Raw genomic sequence first — 19,613 nt, 5'->3', positions numbered from 1 at the left:
GCTCCTACAATGGCCACCAGGGCGTCAGGGGTTGTGACGCCCCTGTAGGAGCGGGTTTACCCGCGAAGAGGCCAGAACAGGTCAACCACGAAAATGGCTGGGCGCCACGCCACTCCAGCGCTGGAAGGCATGCCGAAAACTGGCTGTCTCACTGAACCCCAAAGTCTCCGCAATCCGGTAGATCGGCATCTGTTCATCGGCCAGTAACTGCTTGGCCCGCTCGAACCTCAGCTCGTCCAGCAGCTGTTGATAACTGCTGCCCAACGCCTGCAAATGCCGGCGGAGGGTGCGCGACGAGCAGTTCATCTGCCGCGCAAGCCCTTCCAGCCCAGGTGCTGCGTCCAGTTGCTGCGCCAGCAGCTGGCGAATCCGTCCCAGCCATGCCTGGCGACCGGTGAATTCAAGGTTCAGGCGCCGGCAGCGCTCGCTCATGGCTTTGTGAGTAATCGGGTCGGCCAGCGGCAGCGGCATATCCAGCCATCGCCGTTCGAAGGCAAAGGCATTGTCCTCGGCGGCGAAACCGATCGGGCATTGAAACGCTTCGGCATAGAGCGCGTGGTAACCAGGGCGAGGGTGTTCGAAGCGTGCGCCAAGCAGCGGCAACGGCCGGCCAAGCAGGTCGTCACAGATGACTTTCAGCGACACCAGGCAGAACTCGGCGTTGAAAGCGCTCAGCGCCGGGCTGTCCTGGTAATCGCTGGCGCTGAACCAGACACGTTGGCCGTCGTCGAGCAAGCGCAGCTTGAAGACTGTTCCCAGCAGTGCCGGATACTGCAGCGCCAGGCGTAAGGCGTCACCCAAAGTGGCACTGGAGAGCAGCGCGTAACCGAGCATGCCGTAGCACGACACACGCATGCGCTGGCCCAGTTCCAGGCCAATGTCCTCGCGCCGGGCCACAGCATTGGCGCAAACCTGCAGCTCCTGCTGGGTGGTGATGCGCGCATCGGCATGCCCCAGGTCTGCCGGGCCAATGCCGCTGCCGGCCAGCAACGCCGACGCCTCGCAACCGTCTGCCTGGAAGACGTTGAGGATCAGCGAAACTGCGTTGAGGGTGGTCAGGTGGCTGTGCAGCATGCTGGGTAATCCCGTTGGGCTGGGACGCATTATGGAGCAAGTTGTGTGCCGATATCCGGGGCTGCAGGCAAACCACATACCCTGCCGGCGCGGCCGGGTGTCGCGAAGGCCTGCATAGCGGCCTCCAAAACCTTCAGGCAAAAAAAAGGCCCGAAGCAAGCGCTCGGGCCTTGGAAAGGTTGAGAGGTGTCTAGTCCCTCGACCTGGTGAGACTGTTTACAGCGGCCTGATTACGCCTTCAGCGGAACCAGACGTGGAGCGATCATGTTTTCCGGACGCAGGATGTCGTCGAGCATCGCGTCGTCCAGCAGCTTCTCTTCGCGCACCAGTTCCAGTACGCCGCGGCCGCTTTCCAGGGCAACGCGGGCGATACGGGTGGCGTTCTCGTAGCCGATGTACGGGTTCAGTGCGGTAACCAGGCCGATCGAGTGCTCGACCAGTTCACGGCAGCGCTGTTCGTTGGCGGTGATGCCGACGATGCAGTGCTCGCGCAGCATGTCCATGGCGCGTTGCAGCAGGCGGATCGAGTCGAAGATCTTGTACGCGATCAGCGGCTCCATCACGTTCAGCTGCAGCTGACCACCTTCGGCGGCGACGGTCAGGGCCAGGTCGTTGCCCATGATGGCGAAGGCCACCTGGTTCACAGCTTCTGGAATAACCGGGTTGACCTTGCCTGGCATGATCGAGCTGCCTGGCTGACGCGCTGGCAGGTTGATCTCGTTGATGCCGGTACGCGGGCCGCTGGACAGCAGGCGCAGGTCGTTGCAGATCTTCGACAGCTTGACCGCGGTGCGCTTGAGCATGCCGGAGAACAGCACGAAGGCGCCCATGTCGGAGGTGGCTTCGATCAGGTCGGCAGCGGGTACCAGCGGATGGCCGCTGATGGTGGCCAGGCGCTGTACGGCCAAGGCCTGGTAGCCAGGGTCGGCGTTGATGCCAGTACCGATGGCGGTGCCGCCCAGGTTGATTTCGGTCAGCAGTTCCGGAGCCAGCGAGCGCAGGCGCTGCAGGTCTTCAGTCATGGTGGTGGCGAAGGCGCGGAATTCCTGGCCCAGGGTCATCGGGACGGCGTCCTGCAGCTGGGTACGGCCCATCTTCAGTACGTGGTCGAATTCTTTACCCTTGGCAGCGAAGGCCTGGATCAGGCTATCAAGGCTGGCCAGCAGCGCGTCGTGACCCAGCAACAGGCCCAGGCGGATTGCGGTCGGGTAGGCGTCGTTGGTCGACTGCGCCATGTTCACGTCGTTGTTAGGGTGCAGGTACTTGTACTCACCCTTCTGGTGGCCCATGGCCTCCAGCGCAACGTTGGCAATGACTTCGTTGGCGTTCATGTTGGTAGAAGTACCAGCGCCGCCCTGGATCATGTCAACCACGAACTGGTCGTGGAAATCGCCTTTGATCAGGCGGGCGCAGGCTGCGGAAATGGCAGCGTGCTTGGCATCGCTCAGGTGACCCAGCTCACGGTTGGCGTCGGCAGCGGCCTGCTTGACCATGGCCAGGGCCACGACCAGCTTCGGGTAGTGCGACAGCGGAACACCGGAGAGGTGGAAGTTGTTGGCAGCGCGCAGGGTCTGGATGCCGTAGTAGGCATCTGCAGGAACTTCAAGGGTACCCAACAAGTCTTTTTCGACGCGGAACGATGCAGCAGAGGACATGATGTATATCATCTCGATTTTGACCCGGCACATGCCGGAATGGCGCCAATCCTAGGCCTGAAGGTGTTTTTGCGGCCAATGCTATTGCACGCTAACCTATGCACAAACGGCATAGTGTTTCATGTGACGCCAATTGATATTCGAGCGTGTTCCATTTTGGTGCGCGCCGGGAGATGTGCTTCGTGAACCTTGAAAGCAAATGGCTGGAAGACTTCAGTGCTCTGGCCGCTACCCGCAGTTTTTCCCAGGCCGCAGAGCGGCGTTTCGTGACCCAACCGGCCTTCAGCCGGCGCATTCGCAGCCTTGAGGCGGCGTTAGGCCTGCAACTGGTGAACCGCTCTCGCACACCCATCGAGCTGACCGAGGCGGGTCAGCTATTTCTCGTCACAGCGCGTACTGTTGTCGACCAGTTGAGCGAAATTCTCCGCCATTTGCATCACTTGGAAGGCGGGCAGGGCGAAGTGGTGCAGGTAGCTGCGGCACACTCCTTGGCGTCGGGTTTCTTCCCCCGTTGGGTGGCCCAGCTGCGCAACGACGGTTTGAACATCGCCACCCGCCTGGTTGCGACTAACGTCGGAGATGCTGTGCATGCACTGCGCGAAGGCGGCTGCGACCTGATGCTGGCGTTCTATGACCCGGACGCGGCCTTGCAGATGGATGCCGAGATCTTCCCGTCGCTGCACATGGGCACCACTGAAATGCTGCCGGTGTGCGCCGTGGATGCCGATGGCAAGCCCTTGTTCGACCTGGAGGGCGAGGGCAGTGTGCCGTTGCTAGCCTACACCGCCGGCGCATTCCTCGGCCGCTCGGTCAACTTGCTGTTGCGCCAGCGCAACCTGCGTTATACCACCGTCTACGAAACCGCCATGGCCGACAGCCTCAAGAGCATGGCCCTGGAGGGGATGGGCATCGCTTGGGTGCCGCGCCTGTCGATGCGTGGCGAGCTCGAACGCGGTGAACTGGCGATCTGCGGCGGTAGCCAATGGCATGTGCCGCTGGAAATCCGCCTGTACCGCTGTGCTTTGGTGCGTAAGGCTAACGTCCGCTTGCTATGGCGCAAGCTGGAGTCGTCTGGCGCACAAGGTGAAGCGTCAATTTGAGTTGTATGTCAGGTAATCAGTGATATTTGCACGATTCCTGTCGCTGTAGCGGTAGCAGTTGGATCGTGCCGGTACACGGGGGTGCGTGTACGTTTCGCACACCCAGCCATTGAACTTCAGTTCGGCGTCTTCATGCGTGGCGCCTAGCAGATGGCCAATTTCATGAGCGGCAGCACCGTATGCGGCCACAGAGGCAATGGCCGTTTTCTGCTTGAAATAGGCCAAGCCGGCGTTGTAGTTCAGGCCGCTATGATCGTAGCTGTTGCGAGTGAGCAGGAGATGTTTGTCCATGAGAGAGTAGAGCCGGTGTCGCTGTTGTGCATACACCTGCTGGCTGAAAGCTTCCAGGAGCTTTTCGGACGGCATTCCTGCATAAGCAATATCGGTTATGTGTTTTACATTGCGTTGAAATATCACTTCGATGGGATGTTGGCTGAAACGGCGCATTTCGTTCAGCCAATGCTGGAAGAAGTCTTCGTTCAATTGCCCGTCGTGCATATCGGCCAGGTCGTCGTGCACATAGACGGTGACGGTGAGCGAGTGGGCCGCCGAAGCACTTGGCAATTGCAAGCTGAGTACCAGGCCAAACGAAAGTGCGAAAAAGCATGGAGTTTTCATGTAGACGTACCAAAGTGCGCGAGTTAAGGGCTGCGAGCGTGCAGCACTCGTCGACCCCGAGGCAGCAGGAAAAAGTTGTCCCACGAGACAGCTTGCCCTTTGATCCGGCATGTGCTTGTAGGGGTGGGCGGCCAGCCTTTAAATACGTTACAATCCCGCGCCTTCGGCCGACCTGGTCGATTCAGAATCCGTATGACAAGCCACGCCGGCCCACCTGCGTGGCTTGTTGCTTTTAGCGCGCCAGAAGGCGCTTGCAGGAGAGGCTCGACGATGAGTGCACTGGTTGGCGTGATCATGGGCTCCAAGTCCGATTGGTCCACCCTTAGCCACACCGCCGATATGCTGGAAAAACTCGGCATTCCCTACGAAGTGAAGGTGGTTTCCGCCCACCGCACCCCGGATCTGCTGTTCCAGTATGCCGAGGAGGCTGAGGGCCGTGGCATCGAGGTGATCATCGCCGGTGCCGGTGGCGCAGCCCACCTGCCAGGCATGTGCGCCGCCAAGACCCACCTGCCGGTGCTGGGCGTGCCGGTGCAGTCGTCGATGCTGTCGGGCGTCGATTCGCTGCTGTCGATCGTGCAGATGCCAGCCGGTGTGCCGGTTGCCACCCTGGCCATCGGCCGTGCCGGTGCGGTCAACGCTGCCCTGTTGTCGGCCAGCATTCTGGGCGCCAAGTACCCGCAGTACCACGCGGCGTTGAAGCAGTTCCGCACGGAACAGACCGACACCGTGCTGGACAACCCAGACCCGCGCCAGGCTTGAGGCTCAACCCATGAAGATCGGTGTAATCGGTGGCGGCCAGCTGGGCCGCATGCTGGCCTTGGCGGGTACCCCGCTGGGCATGAACTTCGCCTTCCTCGACCCGGCACCGGACGCCTGCGCTGCGCCCTTGGGCGAACACCTGCGTGCCGACTACGGCGATCAGGACCACCTGCGTCAGCTGGCCGACGAAGTCGACCTGGTCACCTTCGAGTTCGAAAGCGTCCCGGCCGAGACCGTGGCCTTCCTCTCGCAGTTCGTGCCCGTGTACCCCAGCGCCGAATCGCTGCGCATCGCCCGTGACCGCCTGTTCGAAAAGAGCATGTTCCGCGACCTGGGCATCCCCACCCCGGCCTTCGCCGACATCCTCTCGCAGGCAGATCTGGACGCCGCGGTGGCCAGCATCGGCCTGCCGGCCGTGCTGAAAACCCGCACGCTGGGTTACGACGGCAAGGGCCAGAAGGTGCTGCGCACGCCAGAAGACGTGGTGGGTACCTTCGCCGAGCTGGGCAGCGTGCCATGCCTGCTGGAGGGCTTCGTGCCGTTCACCGGCGAGGTGTCGCTGGTGGCCGTGCGTGGCCGCGATGGTGAAACCCGCTTCTACCCGCTGGTGCACAATACCCACGAGAGCGGCATTCTGCGCTTGTCGGTAGCCAGCCAGGGACACCCGCTGCAGGCTCTGGCCGAAGATTACGTCGGCCGCGTGTTGCAGAAGCTGGATTACGTTGGCGTGATGGCCTTCGAGTTCTTCGAGGTTGACGGTGGCTTGAAGGCCAACGAAATCGCCCCGCGCGTGCACAACTCCGGGCACTGGACCATCGAAGGCGCCGAGTGCAGCCAGTTCGAGAACCATCTGCGTGCCGTTGCCGGCCTGCCACTTGGCTCGACCGCCAAGGTGGGCGAGAGCGCGATGCTCAACTTCATCGGTGAAGTGCCGGCCGTGGACAAGGTTGTCGCCATCGGCGACTGTCACCTGCACCACTACGGCAAGGCCTTCAAGGTTGGCCGCAAGGTAGGACACGCCACCCTGCGCTGCCCTGACATGGCCACCCTCGAGCGCAAGATTGCCGAAGTAGAGGCGCTGATCAGCAACTGATCGGGCTTCGAATCGAACTTCCGCAAGCGGCATGCCCTCTGAATATGGCAACAAGCCGAAGCCCGTCTAGGCTTTGGCTTGTTCCAACTTCACTGCAGAGGGATTGCCATGGGTATCATTGGAACCATCTTCATCGGCCTCATCGTCGGCCTGCTGGCCCGCTTCATCAAACCGGGCGATGACAGCATGGGCTGGATCATGACCATCCTGCTGGGTATTGCCGGCTCCTTGTTGGCTACCTATGGCGGCCAGGCACTGGGTATATACCAGGCTGGGCAAGCGGCAGGCTTCCTTGGCGCGCTGGTCGGTGCCGTGGTGCTGCTGGTGATCTACGGATTCATCAAGAAACGCTGATTACTGGTTAGAATGCTCGGCAATTCATTCGAGTTGCCGAGCATTTCCATGCGTGCCTTTTTCCTTGTCCCCTTGCTGTTGGCCAGTACCCTGGCCCATGCCGAACTGCCCGAAACCGACTGGCTGGCGCTGATGCCCAGGTCGGACCAGAAGGCGCTGGAACAAATGCCTGAAATCGACCACAACTCACCGGAAGCCATGGGCACCTTTACCGCCAAGGGTGGCCTCAAGCAGAGCAAGGGCCTGCCTGCGGTGATGTACTCGACCAAGACCGTTGCGGCCATGAATGGCAAGGACATCCGCCTAGGTGGCTACCCTGTGCCGCTGGAGAGTGACGCCAAGGGCAACAGTACGTTGTTCTTCCTGGTGCCGTACCCGGGGGCGTGCATCCATGTGCCGCCACCGCCGCCGAACCAGCTGGTGCTTGTGCGCTACCCGAAAGGGTTGAAGATCGACGACATCTACACACCGCTGTGGGTCAGCGGCAAGCTGAAGGTGGAGAAGGTCAGCAATGACCTGGCCGACGCGGCCTATGCGCTGGATGCGGGGAAGGTGAGGGTGGTGGAGGATGCTGATCTCTGAACGGCTGTGCTGGCCTCTTCGCGGGTAAACCCGCTCCTACCGGGCGTTAGGCAGGCCTCGCATGCCGCGGGGTATCTGTAGGAGCGGGTTTACCCGCGAAGAGGCCGGCACAGGCACCGTAAAACTCAGATCATTTCGCTGACAATCCTGACTTCCAGCGAACTGCTGTGCCCGGGCTTCAACTCCACCAGGTCATCCCACACATTCGCCGTCTCGATGCACAGCATTCGCTGCCATCCATCGTCAGCCATGTCCGCCAGCTCCTTGGCCCGCTCGGTCCACGGGTTCCAGATCACCGCCGAGCGCGAGCCGCTGCTGGTCAAGGTAATCCGCCGATTCCAATGCGGGTCGACGATGCTGAGGGTCTGCGGGGTGTTCAGGTAGATCCGGTCCGTCTCCCCGGCAAACGTCAGTGCCTCCTGCTGCTGGCGCTGTTCCCAGCCCGCCAGGGTTTCGATATAACCCAGCCCATCGACGCCCTCGACCCGCGTCTGGCGCACATCGCTGACCGCGAAGTAGCTATGCAGGGCCTGGCTGATGGTCACGGGGGTATTGCCCATGTTGCGGCTGGTCAGGCTCAGTGTCAGGTCTGCGCCCATCTCCACCACCAGTTTCAGCTCGACATCATGGGGCCAACCGGGCAGGTCGCCCCGCGCTTCAGGCAGTTCGAACTCGATCCGCAGGGTCTCGCCCACTTCTTTGATACCCAGCAATTTCCAGTCACGCGTGCGCGCAAGCCCGTGGGCAGGCGCCGGTGTTCCCTGGTACATGGCCTGGACGGCCTCAGGGTTGCGCTGCAGGTTGCCAAACCATGGCCAGCACACCGGTACCCCGGCGCGTACCGACTTGCCCTGGCGGAAGATGGCCTGGTCGCTCAGCCACAGCAGCGGCGGTTCGCCTACCTGCTGGTAGCTGAGGACCTGTGCGCCCTGCTGGGCGATCAGGAGTTCGGCACGGTCACTGCTGATACGCCAGCAGTTGAGTTCGCCATGTTGCTCGGTTACGACCTGAAAGGTAGCCATTGCGTTCTTCTCATTGATTCCCAGTGGGCCTTGGACCCGGGCAGATGCAATGAGTTTACCGCCAGCGTGGCTCAGCGACGAGGCACCGAGCGGGTACGACCACTGCCGTCGATGGCGACGAAGACGAATACCGCTTCGGTGACCTTGCGCCATTCGCTGGACAGCGGGTCGTCGCTCCACACCTCGACCATCATCTGGATCGAGCTGCGGCCGATTTCCAGGGTCTGGGTATAGAAAGACAGCTGTGCGCCGACCGCGACGGGCACCAGGAAGGCCATGCGGTCGATGGCGACGGTGGCTACGCGGCCGCCGGCTACACGGCTGGCCATGGCCGTGCCTGCCAGGTCCATCTGGGCAACCAGCCAACCGCCGAAGATATCGCCGAAACCGTTGGTTTCTCTCGGCAGTGCTGTGATCTGCAAGGCCAGGTCGCCTTGCGGGATTGGATCTTCTTGTTCGAGCTCAATCATGCGATGGGGCCTCTGACCCGTGACGCTTTTCGTTGGTGTGGCGCAAAGGCCGGGTAAACGATTCAGCTTGAAACATACTACGCCGATTTCGTTTCACTGGGCGGCCGTAGGGAAACTCTGCGAAACCGCCTGACAATAGTGACCGGCGTTTTCGCACAACATCCCACGTTAGGAGCAACATAATCCTACGAAATGCCAGTATATAGGGCATAACGGCCAGCGACGACCGCGCATTCACGAATATCTGTGTGGATTTTGTATCGCTTTCGGCGTAGCTCGGCAATTTGCTATCTTCGCCTGTCTCCAATCCAGAAGCCGCGCGCCAAGCGGCCTGCATGCCCTACAAAGAGAACAACGAGCGATGACTTCCGTGCCCAGCAGTATCGAGCAGCCCTCGCGGCCGCTGACCCGCAGCGACTACAAGACCCTCTCACTGTCCGCCCTGGGCGGCGCGCTGGAGTTCTACGATTTCATCATCTTCGTGTTCTTCGCCACGGTGGTGGGCAAGTTGTTCTTCCCGGCCGACATGCCCGAGTGGCTGCGGCTGATGCAAACGTTCGGCATCTTCGCCGCCGGCTACCTGGCGCGGCCGCTGGGCGGCATCATCATGGCCCACTTCGGCGACTTGCTGGGGCGCAAGAAGATGTTCACCCTGAGCATCTTCATGATGGCCCTGCCGACCCTGATCATGGGCCTGCTGCCGACGTATGCGCAGATCGGCATGTGGGCACCGATCCTGCTGTTGCTGATGCGCGTGATCCAGGGCGCGGCAATCGGCGGCGAAGTACCGGGCGCATGGGTGTTCGTCTCTGAACACGTGCCGGCTCGCAACACCGGCTATGCCTGCGGCACCCTGACCGCCGGCCTGACTGCCGGCATTCTGCTGGGCTCGCTGGTAGCGACCTTGATCAACAGCGTGTACAGCGCGGAAGAAGTGGCTGACTACGCCTGGCGTATCCCGTTCCTGCTTGGCGGTGTGTTCGGCCTGTTCTCGGTGTACCTGCGCCGTTGGCTGCACGAAACCCCGGTGTTCGCCGAAATGCAGCAACGCAAGGCACTGGCCGAGGAGTTGCCTCTGCGCGCCGTGCTGCGTGACCACCGTGGTCCGATCATCCTGTCGATGCTGCTGACCTGGATGCTTTCGGCCGGCATCGTGGTGGTCATCCTGATGACCCCGGCGCTGCTGCAGAGCTTCTACCACATCAGCCCGACCGACTCGCTCAAAGCCAACAGCCTGGCCATCGTGTTGCTCAGCTTCGGCTGTATTGGTGCCGGCAGCCTGGCCGACCGCTATGGTGCGGGCCGGGTATTCGTGATCGGTAGCCTGCTTTTGCTGGCCAGCTCCTGGAGCTTCTACCACAGCCTGCCGACCCGCCCCGAGTTGCTGTTCCCACTGTATGCCGTGACCGGCCTGTGCGTGGGTGTGATTGGCGCGGTGCCTTATGTGATGGTCAAGGCATTCCCGGCGGTGGTGCGTTTCAGCGGGTTGTCGTTCTCGTACAACGTGGCCTACGCCATCTTTGGCGGCCTGACGCCGATGGTGGTGACCGCACTGCTGAAGGTGAGCCCGATGGCGCCTGCCTACTACGTGGCAGGCCTGTGCGCCGTCGGTCTGGCCGTGGGCCTGTACCTGCTCGCCAACAAGCGCTGATCTGCGCTACGGCTACTGGCCTCTTCGCGGCTAAAGCCGCTCCTACAGGGTTTGGCACAGGCCTCAAGGCCGACACCGAACCTGTAGGAGCGGCTTTAGCCGCGAAGAGGCCACACCTGCTTTCAGTGATGGCCTTTCATCCAATTGTCATAATGAAGTCATATCGTGTTCATGCGGCCTGCCGATACTTGGGCCCGTTCCATCCAACACCCCAATATTCCTGCTAGGAGCAAGGCATGAAACTGAAGCGTTTGATGGCGGCCCTAACCTTTGCCGCCGCTGGCGTTGCAACCGCCAACGCGGTAGCCGCTGTCGATCCTGCGATCCCGACCTACACCAAGACCACTGGTGTTTCGGGCAACCTCTCCAGCGTTGGTTCCGACACCCTCGCGAACCTCATGACTCTGTGGGCCGAGGCCTACAAGAAGGAATATCCGAACGTAAACATCCAGATCCAGGCTGCCGGCTCCTCTACCGCGCCACCCGCGCTGACCGAAGGCACCGCCAACCTCGGCCCGATGAGCCGCAAGATGAAGGACGTCGAGCTGCAAGCCTTCGAGCAGAAGTACGGCTACAAGCCGACCGCCATCCCGGTCGCCGTCGACGCCCTGGCCGTGTTCGTGCACAAGGACAACCCAATCAAGGGCCTGACCATGGCTCAGGTTGACGCCATCTTCTCCTCCACTCGCCTGTGCGGTGGCAAGGCCGAGATCAAGACTTGGGGCGACGTCGGTGTGACCGGCGACCTGGCCAACAAGCCAATCCAGCTGTTCGGCCGCAACTCGGTATCGGGCACCTACGGCTACTTCAAGGAAGAAGCCCTGTGCAAAGGCGACTTCAAGCCTAACGTCAACGAACAGCCTGGCTCGGCTTCGGTCGTGCAGTCGATCAGCTCCTCGCTGAACGGCATCGGCTACTCGGGTATTGGTTACAAGACCGCCAGCGTCAAGACCGTAGCCCTGGCCAAGAAAGAAGGCGGCGAGTTTGTTGAAGACAACGAAGCCAACGCCCTGAACGGCACCTACCCGCTGTCGCGCTTCCTGTACGTCTACGTCAACAAGGCGCCGAACAAGCCTCTGGCTCCGCTGGAAGCCGAGTTCGTCAAGCTGGTGCTGTCGCAAGCGGGCCAGCAGGTGGTGGTGAAGGATGGCTACATCCCGCTGCCGGCCAAAGTCGTCGACAAGACCCTGGCTGACCTGGGCCTGTCGCACGCCGGTAACGTTGCAAAGAAGTAAGTAATTAAGAGGAGGCCGGTGCCACAGCCCGGCCTCTTCCACGAATTTCCAGTCCGAAGCCAGGTTCCCTGTGCGGCGGGCTTTCGCGCGTCACCACTTTGTAATGTTTTTGTCACACGGGACCGCTAGGGTGTGCGCATGAATGATCTGGCCAATTCCAACATGACCCAAAACTCCCAGCCCGTGCGCATTGATTTCAATACGCCCGAGTTGCAACGCAAGCGCCGCATGCGCGCGCTCAAGGACCGCCTGACCCGCTGGTATGTGCTGGTAGGCGGGCTTGCCGTATTGGCGGCAATCACGTTGATCTTCTTCTACCTGGCTTATGTGGTGTTGCCACTGTTCCAGGGCGCCGAGCTGACCAGCAAGAAAGCCCTGGAGCCGACATGGCTGCAGCAGGATGCCGGTAAGCCACTGATGATCGCGCTTGAAGAGCAGAATCAGGTGGGGATGCGTGTTTCGGACAAGGGCCAGGCATTGTTCTTCGATACCAAGACCGGTAACGAGCTCAAGCGTGTCGAGCTACCCGTGCCGGCAGACACCCAAGTCACGTCCATCAGTACTGACCAGCCGGGCAGCGCGCTGGTGGTGCTGGGCCTGTCCAATGGCCAGGCGCTGGTTTTCCAGCACACCTACAAGATCACCTACCCGGACAACAAGAAAACCATCACCCCTGGCATCGACTACCCGTACGGCGAGCAATCGTTCGTGCTCGACGAGCAGGGGCGTGCGCTGGACCACGTCAGCGTCAACGTCAACGGCGACACCCTGCTGCTGGCCGGTTCTACCGGTGCTCACCTGCAGGTGGTCGAGCTGACCCGCACGGAAAACATGATGACCGAAGAGGTCACCACCGAGCAGAACCGCATCGAACTGCCGCAAATGACCGAGACGGTGAAGAATATCTTCATCGACCCACGCCAGCACTGGCTGTACGTGATCAACGGCCGCGCCACGGCCGACGTGTTCAGCCTGCGCGACAAGAGCCTCAACGGCCGTTACAAGTTGTCTGATAGCGCCGACACCGAAATTACTGCCACGGCCCAGCTGGTTGGCGGCATTTCGCTGATCATCGGTGACTCCAAGGGCGGGCTGGCCCAGTGGTTCATGGCCCGCGACCCGGATGGCGAATCGCGCTTCAAGCAGATCCGTACCTTCCAGATGGGCAAGGCGCCGATCGTGCAGATCGACGCCGAAGAGCGCCGCAAGGGCTTCATCGCCCTGGACGCCGAAGGCAAACTGGGCGTGTTCCATAGCACTGCACACCGAACCCTGCTGGTAGAGCCTGCTGCCGAAGGCCCTGGCACGCTGGCCCTGTCGCCACGCGCCAACCGCATCATCATCGAAGAAGGCGGCAAGTTGTTGCCGTTGAGCCTGCGCAACCCGCACCCGGAAGTTTCGTTCAGCGCGCTGTGGGGCAAGGTGTGGTACGAGAACTACGACGAGCCGAAATACGTCTGGCAATCGACCGCGTCAAACACTGACTTCGAGCCTAAACTGAGCCTGTCGCCGCTGACCTTCGGAACCCTGAAGGCCGCGTTCTACGCCATGATCCTGGCCGCCCCGCTGGCCATTGCCGCAGCCATCTACACCGCCTACTTCATGGCCCCGCGCATGCGCCGCAAGGTCAAGCCGGTGATCGAGCTGATGGAAGCGATGCCGACGGTGATCCTCGGCTTCTTCGCCGGCCTGTTCCTGGCCCCGTACCTGGAAGGCCACCTGCCCGGTGTGTTCAGCCTGTTCCTGCTGATGCCGATCGGTATCCTGCTGGCCGGCTTTTTCTGGAGCCGGCTGCCGGAGTCGATCCGCCTGCGTGTACCGGATGGTTGGGAAGCGGCGATCCTGATTCCGGTCATCCTGTTCACCGGCTGGTTCGCCCTGACCATGAGCCCGCATCTGGAAAGCTGGTTCTTCGGCGGCGACATGCGCCTGTGGATCACTAACGATTTAGGCATCACCTACGACCAGCGCAACGCCCTGGTAGTCGGTATCGCCATGGGCTTCGCGGTCATCCCGAACATCTACTCGATTGCCGAAGATGCCGTGTTCAGTGTGCCGCGCAGTCTGACCCTGGGCTCGCTGGCACTGGGCGCGACGCCTTGGCAGACCCTGACTCGCGTGGTCATCCTCACTGCCAGCCCGGGCATCTTCTCGGCGTTGATGATCGGCTTGGGCCGTGCGGTAGGCGAGACCATGATCGTGCTGATGGCTACCGGCAACACGCCGGTGATGGAGATGAACCTGTTCGAGGGCATGCGCACCCTGGCCGCCAACGTGGCTGTGGAAATGCCGGAATCGGAAGTCGGTGGCAGCCACTATCGCGTGCTGTTCCTGGCCGCCCTGGTGCTGCTGATGTTCACCTTCATCATGAACACCTTGGCCGAGCTGATTCGCCAGCGTCTGCGCAAGAAATACTCGTCGCTTTGATAGAAAGGTAGCGATCCGTGAAAAAGGATTCCCTCAAAGGCTGGTTCAAGAGCGGCGCCCCAGGCGTCTGGATGAGCGGCGGCGCGGTGGCCATGGCCGTGATCATGACCGTCGGCCTGCTGGCGGTGATCGCCGTGCGCGGCCTGGGCCACTTCTGGCCAGCCGATCTTGTCCAGGCCACCTACAAGGTGCCAGGCCAGGCCGATCACGTCGTCATTGGCGAAGTGGTGCAGAAGGAGGAAGTACCCCGAGCTCGTCTGAAGGGTGCTGGCCTACCGGTACCGGACCAGGGCCCGGAGTTCATGACCCGGGAGCTGATCAAGGTGGGTAACCGCGACCTCAACGGCAGCGACTTTACCTGGGTGGTCGGCGACTGGCTGGTCGACGAACAGCGCCCGGCGGACCTGATGGCCCTTGAGCGCCGCGAGTGGGGCAACTTCTATGGCTACCTGGTCAGCGTCAAGGAACAAGGCCGTGTGGTTGCCGAAGGCCCCGCTGCCTGGAACGAACTACAGGCCCGCCTCAAGCGTGCCAACCAGCTCAACAGCGAGCTGCAGCAGCTGGAGAAGAAGGACATCGGTGCCATCAACCATGGCCTTGAGCGCCTGCGCCTGCAAGCGCGCAAGCTGGAGCTGGACGGCAAGCTGGACGCCGCTGCCCAGGCCGACATGGACGCCGACCGTGCCGAACTGAACAGCCGCTACAAGGCTATCGAAGACCGCCTGACCGGCCTGCACCAGGCTTTCTCCCGCGACAGCCTGGTGGCCCGGGATGGCAACGGCCGTGAAGTGGAAATCAACCTGAGCAAGGTGGTGCATGCCGTTCAGCCGAACGGCATGTCGGCGTTCACCAAGTTGGGCACCTACTTCGGCAAGGTCTGGGAGTTCCTCAGCGACGACCCGCGTGAAGCCAACACCGAGGGCGGTATCTTCCCGGCCATCTTCGGTACCGTGATGATGACCCTGATCATGGCCGTGATCGTTACCCCGTTCGGCGTGCTGGCTGCCGTGTACCTGCGTGAATACGCCAGGCAGGGCCCGGTCACCCGGCTTATCCGCATTGCGGTGAACAACCTGGCCGGTGTTCCTGCGATCGTCTACGGTGTGTTCGGTCTGGGCTTCTTCGTCTATGTGCTGGGCGGCTCGATCGACCGCCTGTTCTTCCCCGAAGCGTTGCCGGCGCCGACCCTCGGTACCCCGGGCCTGCTGTGGGCATCGCTGACCCTGGCATTGCTGGCGGTGCCGGTGGTGATCGTGGCCACCGAAGAAGGCCTGGCGCGAATCCCGCGCACCGTGCGTGAAGGCTCGCTGGCGTTGGGCGCAACCAAGGCCGAGACCCTGTGGAAAATCGTCCTGCCCATGGCCAGCCCGGCCATGATGACCGGCATGATCCTCGCCGTGGCCCGTGCCGCCGGCGAAGTCGCGCCGCTGATGCTGGTAGGTGTGGTGAAGCTGGCGCCGTCGCTGCCGGTGGATGGAAACTACCCGTACCTGCACCTGGACCAGAAGATCATGCACCTGGGCTTCCACATCTATGACGTCGGCTTCCAGAGCCCGAACGTCGAAGCCGCGCGGCCGCTGGTATATGCCACTGCGCTGCTGCTGGTGCTGGTGATCGCGACCCTCAACCTCTCTGCCGTGTGGATTCGCAACCACCTGCGCGAGAAGTACAAGGCGCTGGACGGCTGACCCTGATTACAAGCGTGCCGCCCGTAAGCCGGGCGGCCCTTTGAAACGACTTGATAGCGTATGGAGTTGACCATGCAGCAAGATTCCCACACCCATGGCATCGACATGTCTGCCCTGGGCCGCAACAAGCAAAGCCTGCGAATGGCTGAAGAAACCGTGGCCATCGAAGTGCCGGGCCTGAGCCTGTTCTATGGCGACAAGCAAGCGCTGTTCGACGTGCAGATGAACATCCCGAAGCAGCGTGTGACCGCCTTCATCGGCCCATCCGGCTGCGGCAAGTCGACCCTGCTGCGCACCTTCAACCGGATGAACGACCTGGTTGACGGTTGCCGTGTGGAAGGTGCCATCAACCTGTACGGCAACAACATCTACCGCAAGGGCGAAGACGTTGCCGAACTGCGCCGGCGTGTGGGCATGGTGTTCCAGAAGCCGAACCCGTTCCCCAAGACCATCTACGAGAACGTGGTCTACGGCCTGCGCATCCAGGGCATCAACAAGAAGCGCGTGCTTGATGAAGCCGTCGAGTGGGCGTTGAAGGGCGCGGCCTTGTGGGACGAGGTCAAGGACCGCCTGCACGAGTCGGCGCTGGGCCTGTCCGGTGGCCAGCAGCAGCGTCTGGTCATCGCCCGCACCATTGCCGTGGAGCCGGAGGTGCTGCTGCTTGACGAACCGTGCTCGGCGCTGGACCCGATCTCGACCTTGAAGGTCGAAGAACTGATCTATGAATTGAAATCCAAGTACACCATCGTCATCGTGACCCACAACATGCAGCAAGCGGCGCGTGTTTCGGATTACACCGCGTTCATGTACATGGGCAAACTGGTCGAATTCGGGGATACCGATACCCTGTTCACCAACCCGGCGAAGAAGCAGACCGAAGACTACATCACCGGTCGCTACGGCTAAGCGCCGCTCGCGAAACAGGCACCTCGGTGTCTGGCACCGGCGTTGCCGGTGTTCGCGGGTGAACCCGCTCCTACAGGGCCGCGCTACCAAAGGACAAAACGATGATCAACAAAGAAAGCCTTACCCATCACATTTCCCAGCAGTTCAACGCCGAGCTGGAAGAGGTGCGCAGCCACCTGCTGGCCATGGGCGGGCTGGTGGAAAAGCAGGTCAACGACGCGGTTACCGCGCTGATCGAAGCCGACTCTGGTCTGGCCCAGCAGGTGCGCGAGGTTGACGAGCAGATCAACCAGATGGAGCGCAACATCGACGAGGAGTGCTTGCGCATCCTCGCCCGCCGCCAGCCAGCGGCCTCGGACCTGCGCCTGATCATCAGCATTTCCAAGTCGGTGATTGACCTGGAACGCATCGGTGACGAGTCGACCAAGATCGCTCGCCGCGCCATCCAGCTGTGCGAAGAGGGCGAGTCGCCGCGTGGTTATGTCGAGGTGCGCCACATTGGCGACCAGGGTGCGCAACATGGTCCGGGATGCGCTGGACGCCTTTGCCCGCTTTGACGCTGACCTGGCGCTGTCGGTGGCCCAGTACGACAAGACCATCGACCGCGAATACAAGACAGCGCTGCGTGAGCTGGTGACCTACATGATGGAAGACCCGCGCTCTATCTCGCGGGTGCTGAGCGTGATCTGGGTGCTGCGCTCGCTGGAGCGTATTGGCGACCATGCGCGCAACATCTCCGAACTGGTGATCTACCTGGTGCGCGGCACCGACGTGCGCCACATGGGCCTCAAGCGCATGACGGCAGAAGTGCAGGGCACTGCTGTCGCTAACGGCGAAAAGGCTAATGTTCCGGGTGAATCTGACGATAAGTAAGGTTGCTCCCGAGCATCGACGCCCGGCCTTGGCCGGGCGTTTTCGTTTGCGGTCGAGAGCCGGCAGGCACCCGCGAACGATGTGAAGAAGTCCCGGCGTGACCAGGTTGTAGCAAATGGCCATCATTTGGCAGTAGGCTAGTCGGGATTCATAAGGAGTATCGATGAGTAAAGTGAATGTGCTGGTCGTGGATGACGCCCCGTTTATCCGTGATCTGGTCCGCAAGTGTCTGCGCAACGCCTTCCCGGGTATGGCCATCGACGACGCGGTCAACGGTCGCAAGGCCATGGCCATGCTCGGCAAGGAAGCGTTCGATCTGGTCCTCTGCGACTGGGAAATGCCGGAAATGTCAGGCCTGGAACTGCTGACCTGGTGCCGTCAGCAGCCTGCACTGAAGAACCTGCAGTTCATCATGGTGACCAGCCGTGGCGACAAGGAAAACGTCATTCAGGCGATCCAGGCGGGCGTTTCCGATTTTGTAGGCAAGCCGTTCACCAACGAGCAACTGCTGACCAAGGTAAAAAAAGCCCTGACCAAGATCGGTAAGCTCGACAGCCTGATGGCCACCGGCCCGGCGCGAGCCAACCCGGCGTTTGCCAACGATTCGTTGAACGCGCTGACTGCGGGCAAGCCCGAAGCGGTCAAGGTGGCGGCGCCGACACCGGCACCGGTCAAGCCTTTGGTCGCGGCGCCCGCACCTGCCGCCCCCGCGCCGAGCGGCCGTGGCCAGGGCCAGCTGCGCCTGGCCAGTGGCATGCAGCCATGCGTGATCAAGGCGTTGAGCCTGAAAGAGGCACTGCTGGTGGTACGCCGCAACGAAGCGCTGCCACAGGTGCTGGAAGGTGCGGTGCTGGACCTGGAGCAGGGCGAAAGTGCCGAAGTCGCTCGCCTGAACGGCTACCTGCATGCTGTCGCGGCGCTGGAGTCAAAACCTGACAGTGACTGGTTGCAGTTGACGTTCAAGTTTGTCGACCAGGATGCCCAGAAGCTCGACTACCTGTCTCGATTGATTGCCCGCGGCACAGCGCAGAAGCACTTCACCCCCGGTGCCTGACCCCGGCCCCGCGCCATGCTTTGGGCAGGAGCAGCACACGGCTGCTTCTGCCCAAGCCCAAGTTGCCCCATCCGACCAACTGCAATACCTACCGTAAAACCCGCTGCTAGGCTTCGACAGATCATAACTGTCAAAAAGCCACTATCATGCCCGCGCGCCTGCTGCTGTTCTGTGCATTGCTCATGGCCTCGGCGTCGAGCCAGGGCGTGACCCTCTACAAGATCACCGACGATTCCGGTGTCATCTCCTATTCCGACCGCCCTGGCCCCGGCGCCAAGCCCTTGGTGTTGCTCGAGCCCATGGTCGAAACGCTCGAAGGCCAGGTACTGCTGAACGCGAAAACCTTCGACGGTGGCGTGAGCTTTTCGGCACGAAACGAGCTGCATGTGCCGGTAGAGGTAGAGTTGCGGCTGGACAACCTGGTCAACGCACAAGGCGGTGACGCCCCGCGTATCGTGCGCCGGCTGCTGCCGCCGCGTACCACGCAGATGCTCAGTGTGCTCAGGGGGCGGCCCGGGCTGCTGCTGAACTACCGTTCGACCCTGCTGCAGGCCATGGGTGACCCGGGCAAACGGCCCCAGGGCTTCCGCTATGCGTTCCCGTGGATTGGCGGGCCGTTCCGCGTCACTCAGGGCCCCAATGGCCGTGTCAGTCATTTTGGGCCCCGAGGGCGCTACGCCATGGATATCGCCATGCCCGAAGGCACACCCATCATCGCGGCGCGGGAAGGGGTGGTGGTGAAGACGCAGAACAGCCAGAGCGGGCGCGGCCCCAACCCCTCGGGTAACTTTGTCAGGATTTTGCACCCGGATGGCACCATGGGCGTATACCTCCACCTGATGCGTGGTTCGGTGATGGTGGCGGAGGGGCAGCGGGTACGGCAGGGCCAGATGCTGGCCAAGTCGGGCAATACCGGCAACAGCACTGGGCCGCACCTGCATTTTGTGGTGCAGCGCAATGTGGGGTTGGCGCTGGAGTCGATACCTTACCGCTTCGACAGGCCGATCAGCGGGATGCCGGATTTCACTGCCGGCAACCCCTGACCGATT

17 protein-coding genes and 1 pseudogene are annotated in these 19,613 nt (G+C 61.8%); 13 read left to right on the top strand and 5 right to left on the bottom strand.

Annotated elements, in window-relative coordinates:
• Positions 1 to 81 precede the first annotated feature (81 nt).
• A complete protein-coding gene (locus ACZ889_RS03720; protein WP_003253295.1) occupies positions 82 to 1,074 on the bottom strand; it encodes an AraC family transcriptional regulator in 993 nt (330 codons plus the stop codon).
• 230 nt (positions 1,075 to 1,304) lie between these two features.
• Positions 1,305 to 2,729: an aspartate ammonia-lyase gene (aspA, locus tag ACZ889_RS03715; RefSeq protein ID WP_003253297.1), complete on the bottom strand. Its 1,425-nt coding sequence runs from the start codon at positions 2,727 to 2,729 to the stop codon at positions 1,305 to 1,307.
• A 182-nt stretch (positions 2,730 to 2,911) separates the two neighbouring features.
• Here aspA and ACZ889_RS03710 point away from each other — a divergent pair, with 182 nt between their 5' ends.
• On the top strand, positions 2,912 to 3,829 hold the full coding sequence (locus tag ACZ889_RS03710) for a LysR substrate-binding domain-containing protein (RefSeq protein ID WP_003253299.1): 918 nt from the start codon (positions 2,912 to 2,914) through the stop codon (positions 3,827 to 3,829).
• Here ACZ889_RS03710 and ACZ889_RS03705 read toward each other — a convergent pair.
• A complete protein-coding gene (locus ACZ889_RS03705; protein ID WP_003253301.1) occupies positions 3,821 to 4,447 on the bottom strand; it encodes a zinc-dependent metalloprotease family protein in 627 nt (208 codons plus the stop codon). The genes ACZ889_RS03710 and ACZ889_RS03705 overlap by 9 nt on opposite strands.
• A gap of 270 nt (positions 4,448 to 4,717) precedes the next feature.
• Between ACZ889_RS03705 and purE the strand changes: the two genes are divergently transcribed.
• The 4 genes from purE (at position 4,718) to ACZ889_RS03685 (ending at position 7,238) form a co-directional block, all read left to right on the top strand.
• Positions 4,718 to 5,209 (top strand): 5-(carboxyamino)imidazole ribonucleotide mutase, encoded by a 492-nt coding sequence (gene purE, locus ACZ889_RS03700; protein ID WP_003253304.1) that lies wholly within the window; start codon positions 4,718 to 4,720, stop codon positions 5,207 to 5,209.
• 10 nt (positions 5,210 to 5,219) lie between these two features.
• Positions 5,220 to 6,302, top strand: coding sequence for a 5-(carboxyamino)imidazole ribonucleotide synthase (locus ACZ889_RS03695; protein ID WP_003253306.1), 1,083 nt, complete (start codon positions 5,220 to 5,222; stop codon positions 6,300 to 6,302).
• A 108-nt stretch (positions 6,303 to 6,410) separates the two neighbouring features.
• The gene (locus ACZ889_RS03690; RefSeq protein WP_003253308.1) at positions 6,411 to 6,656 is read left to right on the top strand and encodes a GlsB/YeaQ/YmgE family stress response membrane protein; all 246 of its coding nucleotides are present in this window, start codon (positions 6,411 to 6,413) and stop codon (positions 6,654 to 6,656) included.
• Between the two features lie 48 nt (positions 6,657 to 6,704).
• Positions 6,705 to 7,238 (top strand): DUF3299 domain-containing protein, encoded by a 534-nt coding sequence (locus tag ACZ889_RS03685; protein ID WP_476257183.1) that lies wholly within the window; start codon positions 6,705 to 6,707, stop codon positions 7,236 to 7,238.
• Positions 7,239 to 7,363: 125 nt separating this feature from the next.
• Here the strand turns inward: ACZ889_RS03685 and ACZ889_RS03680 are convergent, their stop codons facing one another.
• Positions 7,364 to 8,260 carry a D-hexose-6-phosphate mutarotase gene (locus tag ACZ889_RS03680; protein WP_180689066.1) on the bottom strand — a complete coding sequence of 299 codons (897 nt, stop codon included), beginning with the start codon at positions 8,258 to 8,260 and terminating at the stop codon, positions 7,364 to 7,366.
• Between the two features lie 71 nt (positions 8,261 to 8,331).
• Positions 8,332 to 8,730: an acyl-CoA thioesterase gene (locus ACZ889_RS03675; protein WP_003253317.1), complete on the bottom strand. Its 399-nt coding sequence runs from the start codon at positions 8,728 to 8,730 to the stop codon at positions 8,332 to 8,334.
• Between the two features lie 361 nt (positions 8,731 to 9,091).
• Between ACZ889_RS03675 and ACZ889_RS03670 the strand changes: the two genes are divergently transcribed.
• The 8 genes and pseudogenes from ACZ889_RS03670 to ACZ889_RS03635 all read left to right on the top strand — a co-directional run bounded on the left by ACZ889_RS03670 (position 9,092) and on the right by ACZ889_RS03635 (position 19,607).
• The gene (locus ACZ889_RS03670) at positions 9,092 to 10,381 is read left to right on the top strand and encodes an MFS transporter (protein ID WP_014754877.1); all 1,290 of its coding nucleotides are present in this window, start codon (positions 9,092 to 9,094) and stop codon (positions 10,379 to 10,381) included.
• Positions 10,382 to 10,617: 236 nt separating this feature from the next.
• Positions 10,618 to 11,616, top strand: coding sequence for a phosphate ABC transporter substrate-binding protein PstS (locus ACZ889_RS03665; RefSeq protein WP_014754876.1), 999 nt, complete (start codon positions 10,618 to 10,620; stop codon positions 11,614 to 11,616).
• A 138-nt stretch (positions 11,617 to 11,754) separates the two neighbouring features.
• Positions 11,755 to 14,043, top strand: a complete 2,289-nt coding sequence (locus ACZ889_RS03660) for an ABC transporter permease subunit (RefSeq protein WP_108078755.1) — start codon at positions 11,755 to 11,757, stop codon at positions 14,041 to 14,043.
• 71 nt (positions 14,044 to 14,114) lie between these two features.
• Positions 14,115 to 15,731 (top strand): phosphate ABC transporter permease PstA, encoded by a 1,617-nt coding sequence (pstA, locus tag ACZ889_RS03655; RefSeq protein WP_172830966.1) that lies wholly within the window; start codon positions 14,115 to 14,117, stop codon positions 15,729 to 15,731.
• 72 nt (positions 15,732 to 15,803) lie between these two features.
• Positions 15,804 to 16,637: a phosphate ABC transporter ATP-binding protein PstB gene (pstB, locus tag ACZ889_RS03650; RefSeq protein ID WP_003253327.1), complete on the top strand. Its 834-nt coding sequence runs from the start codon at positions 15,804 to 15,806 to the stop codon at positions 16,635 to 16,637.
• A 101-nt stretch (positions 16,638 to 16,738) separates the two neighbouring features.
• Positions 16,739 to 17,510: pseudogene (phoU, locus tag ACZ889_RS03645) on the top strand (phosphate signaling complex protein PhoU).
• Between the two features lie 163 nt (positions 17,511 to 17,673).
• Positions 17,674 to 18,564 carry a response regulator gene (locus ACZ889_RS03640; RefSeq protein ID WP_180689067.1) on the top strand — a complete coding sequence of 297 codons (891 nt, stop codon included), beginning with the start codon at positions 17,674 to 17,676 and terminating at the stop codon, positions 18,562 to 18,564.
• A 146-nt stretch (positions 18,565 to 18,710) separates the two neighbouring features.
• On the top strand, positions 18,711 to 19,607 hold the full coding sequence (locus tag ACZ889_RS03635) for a peptidoglycan DD-metalloendopeptidase family protein (protein WP_476257182.1): 897 nt from the start codon (positions 18,711 to 18,713) through the stop codon (positions 19,605 to 19,607).
• Positions 19,608 to 19,613 lie beyond the last annotated feature (6 nt).

It is taken from the genome of Pseudomonas sp. TE3895 (assembly GCF_056278855.1).
Note: the sequence above shows the minus strand (reverse complement) of the source record. Positions and strands in the feature narration are given on the sequence as shown.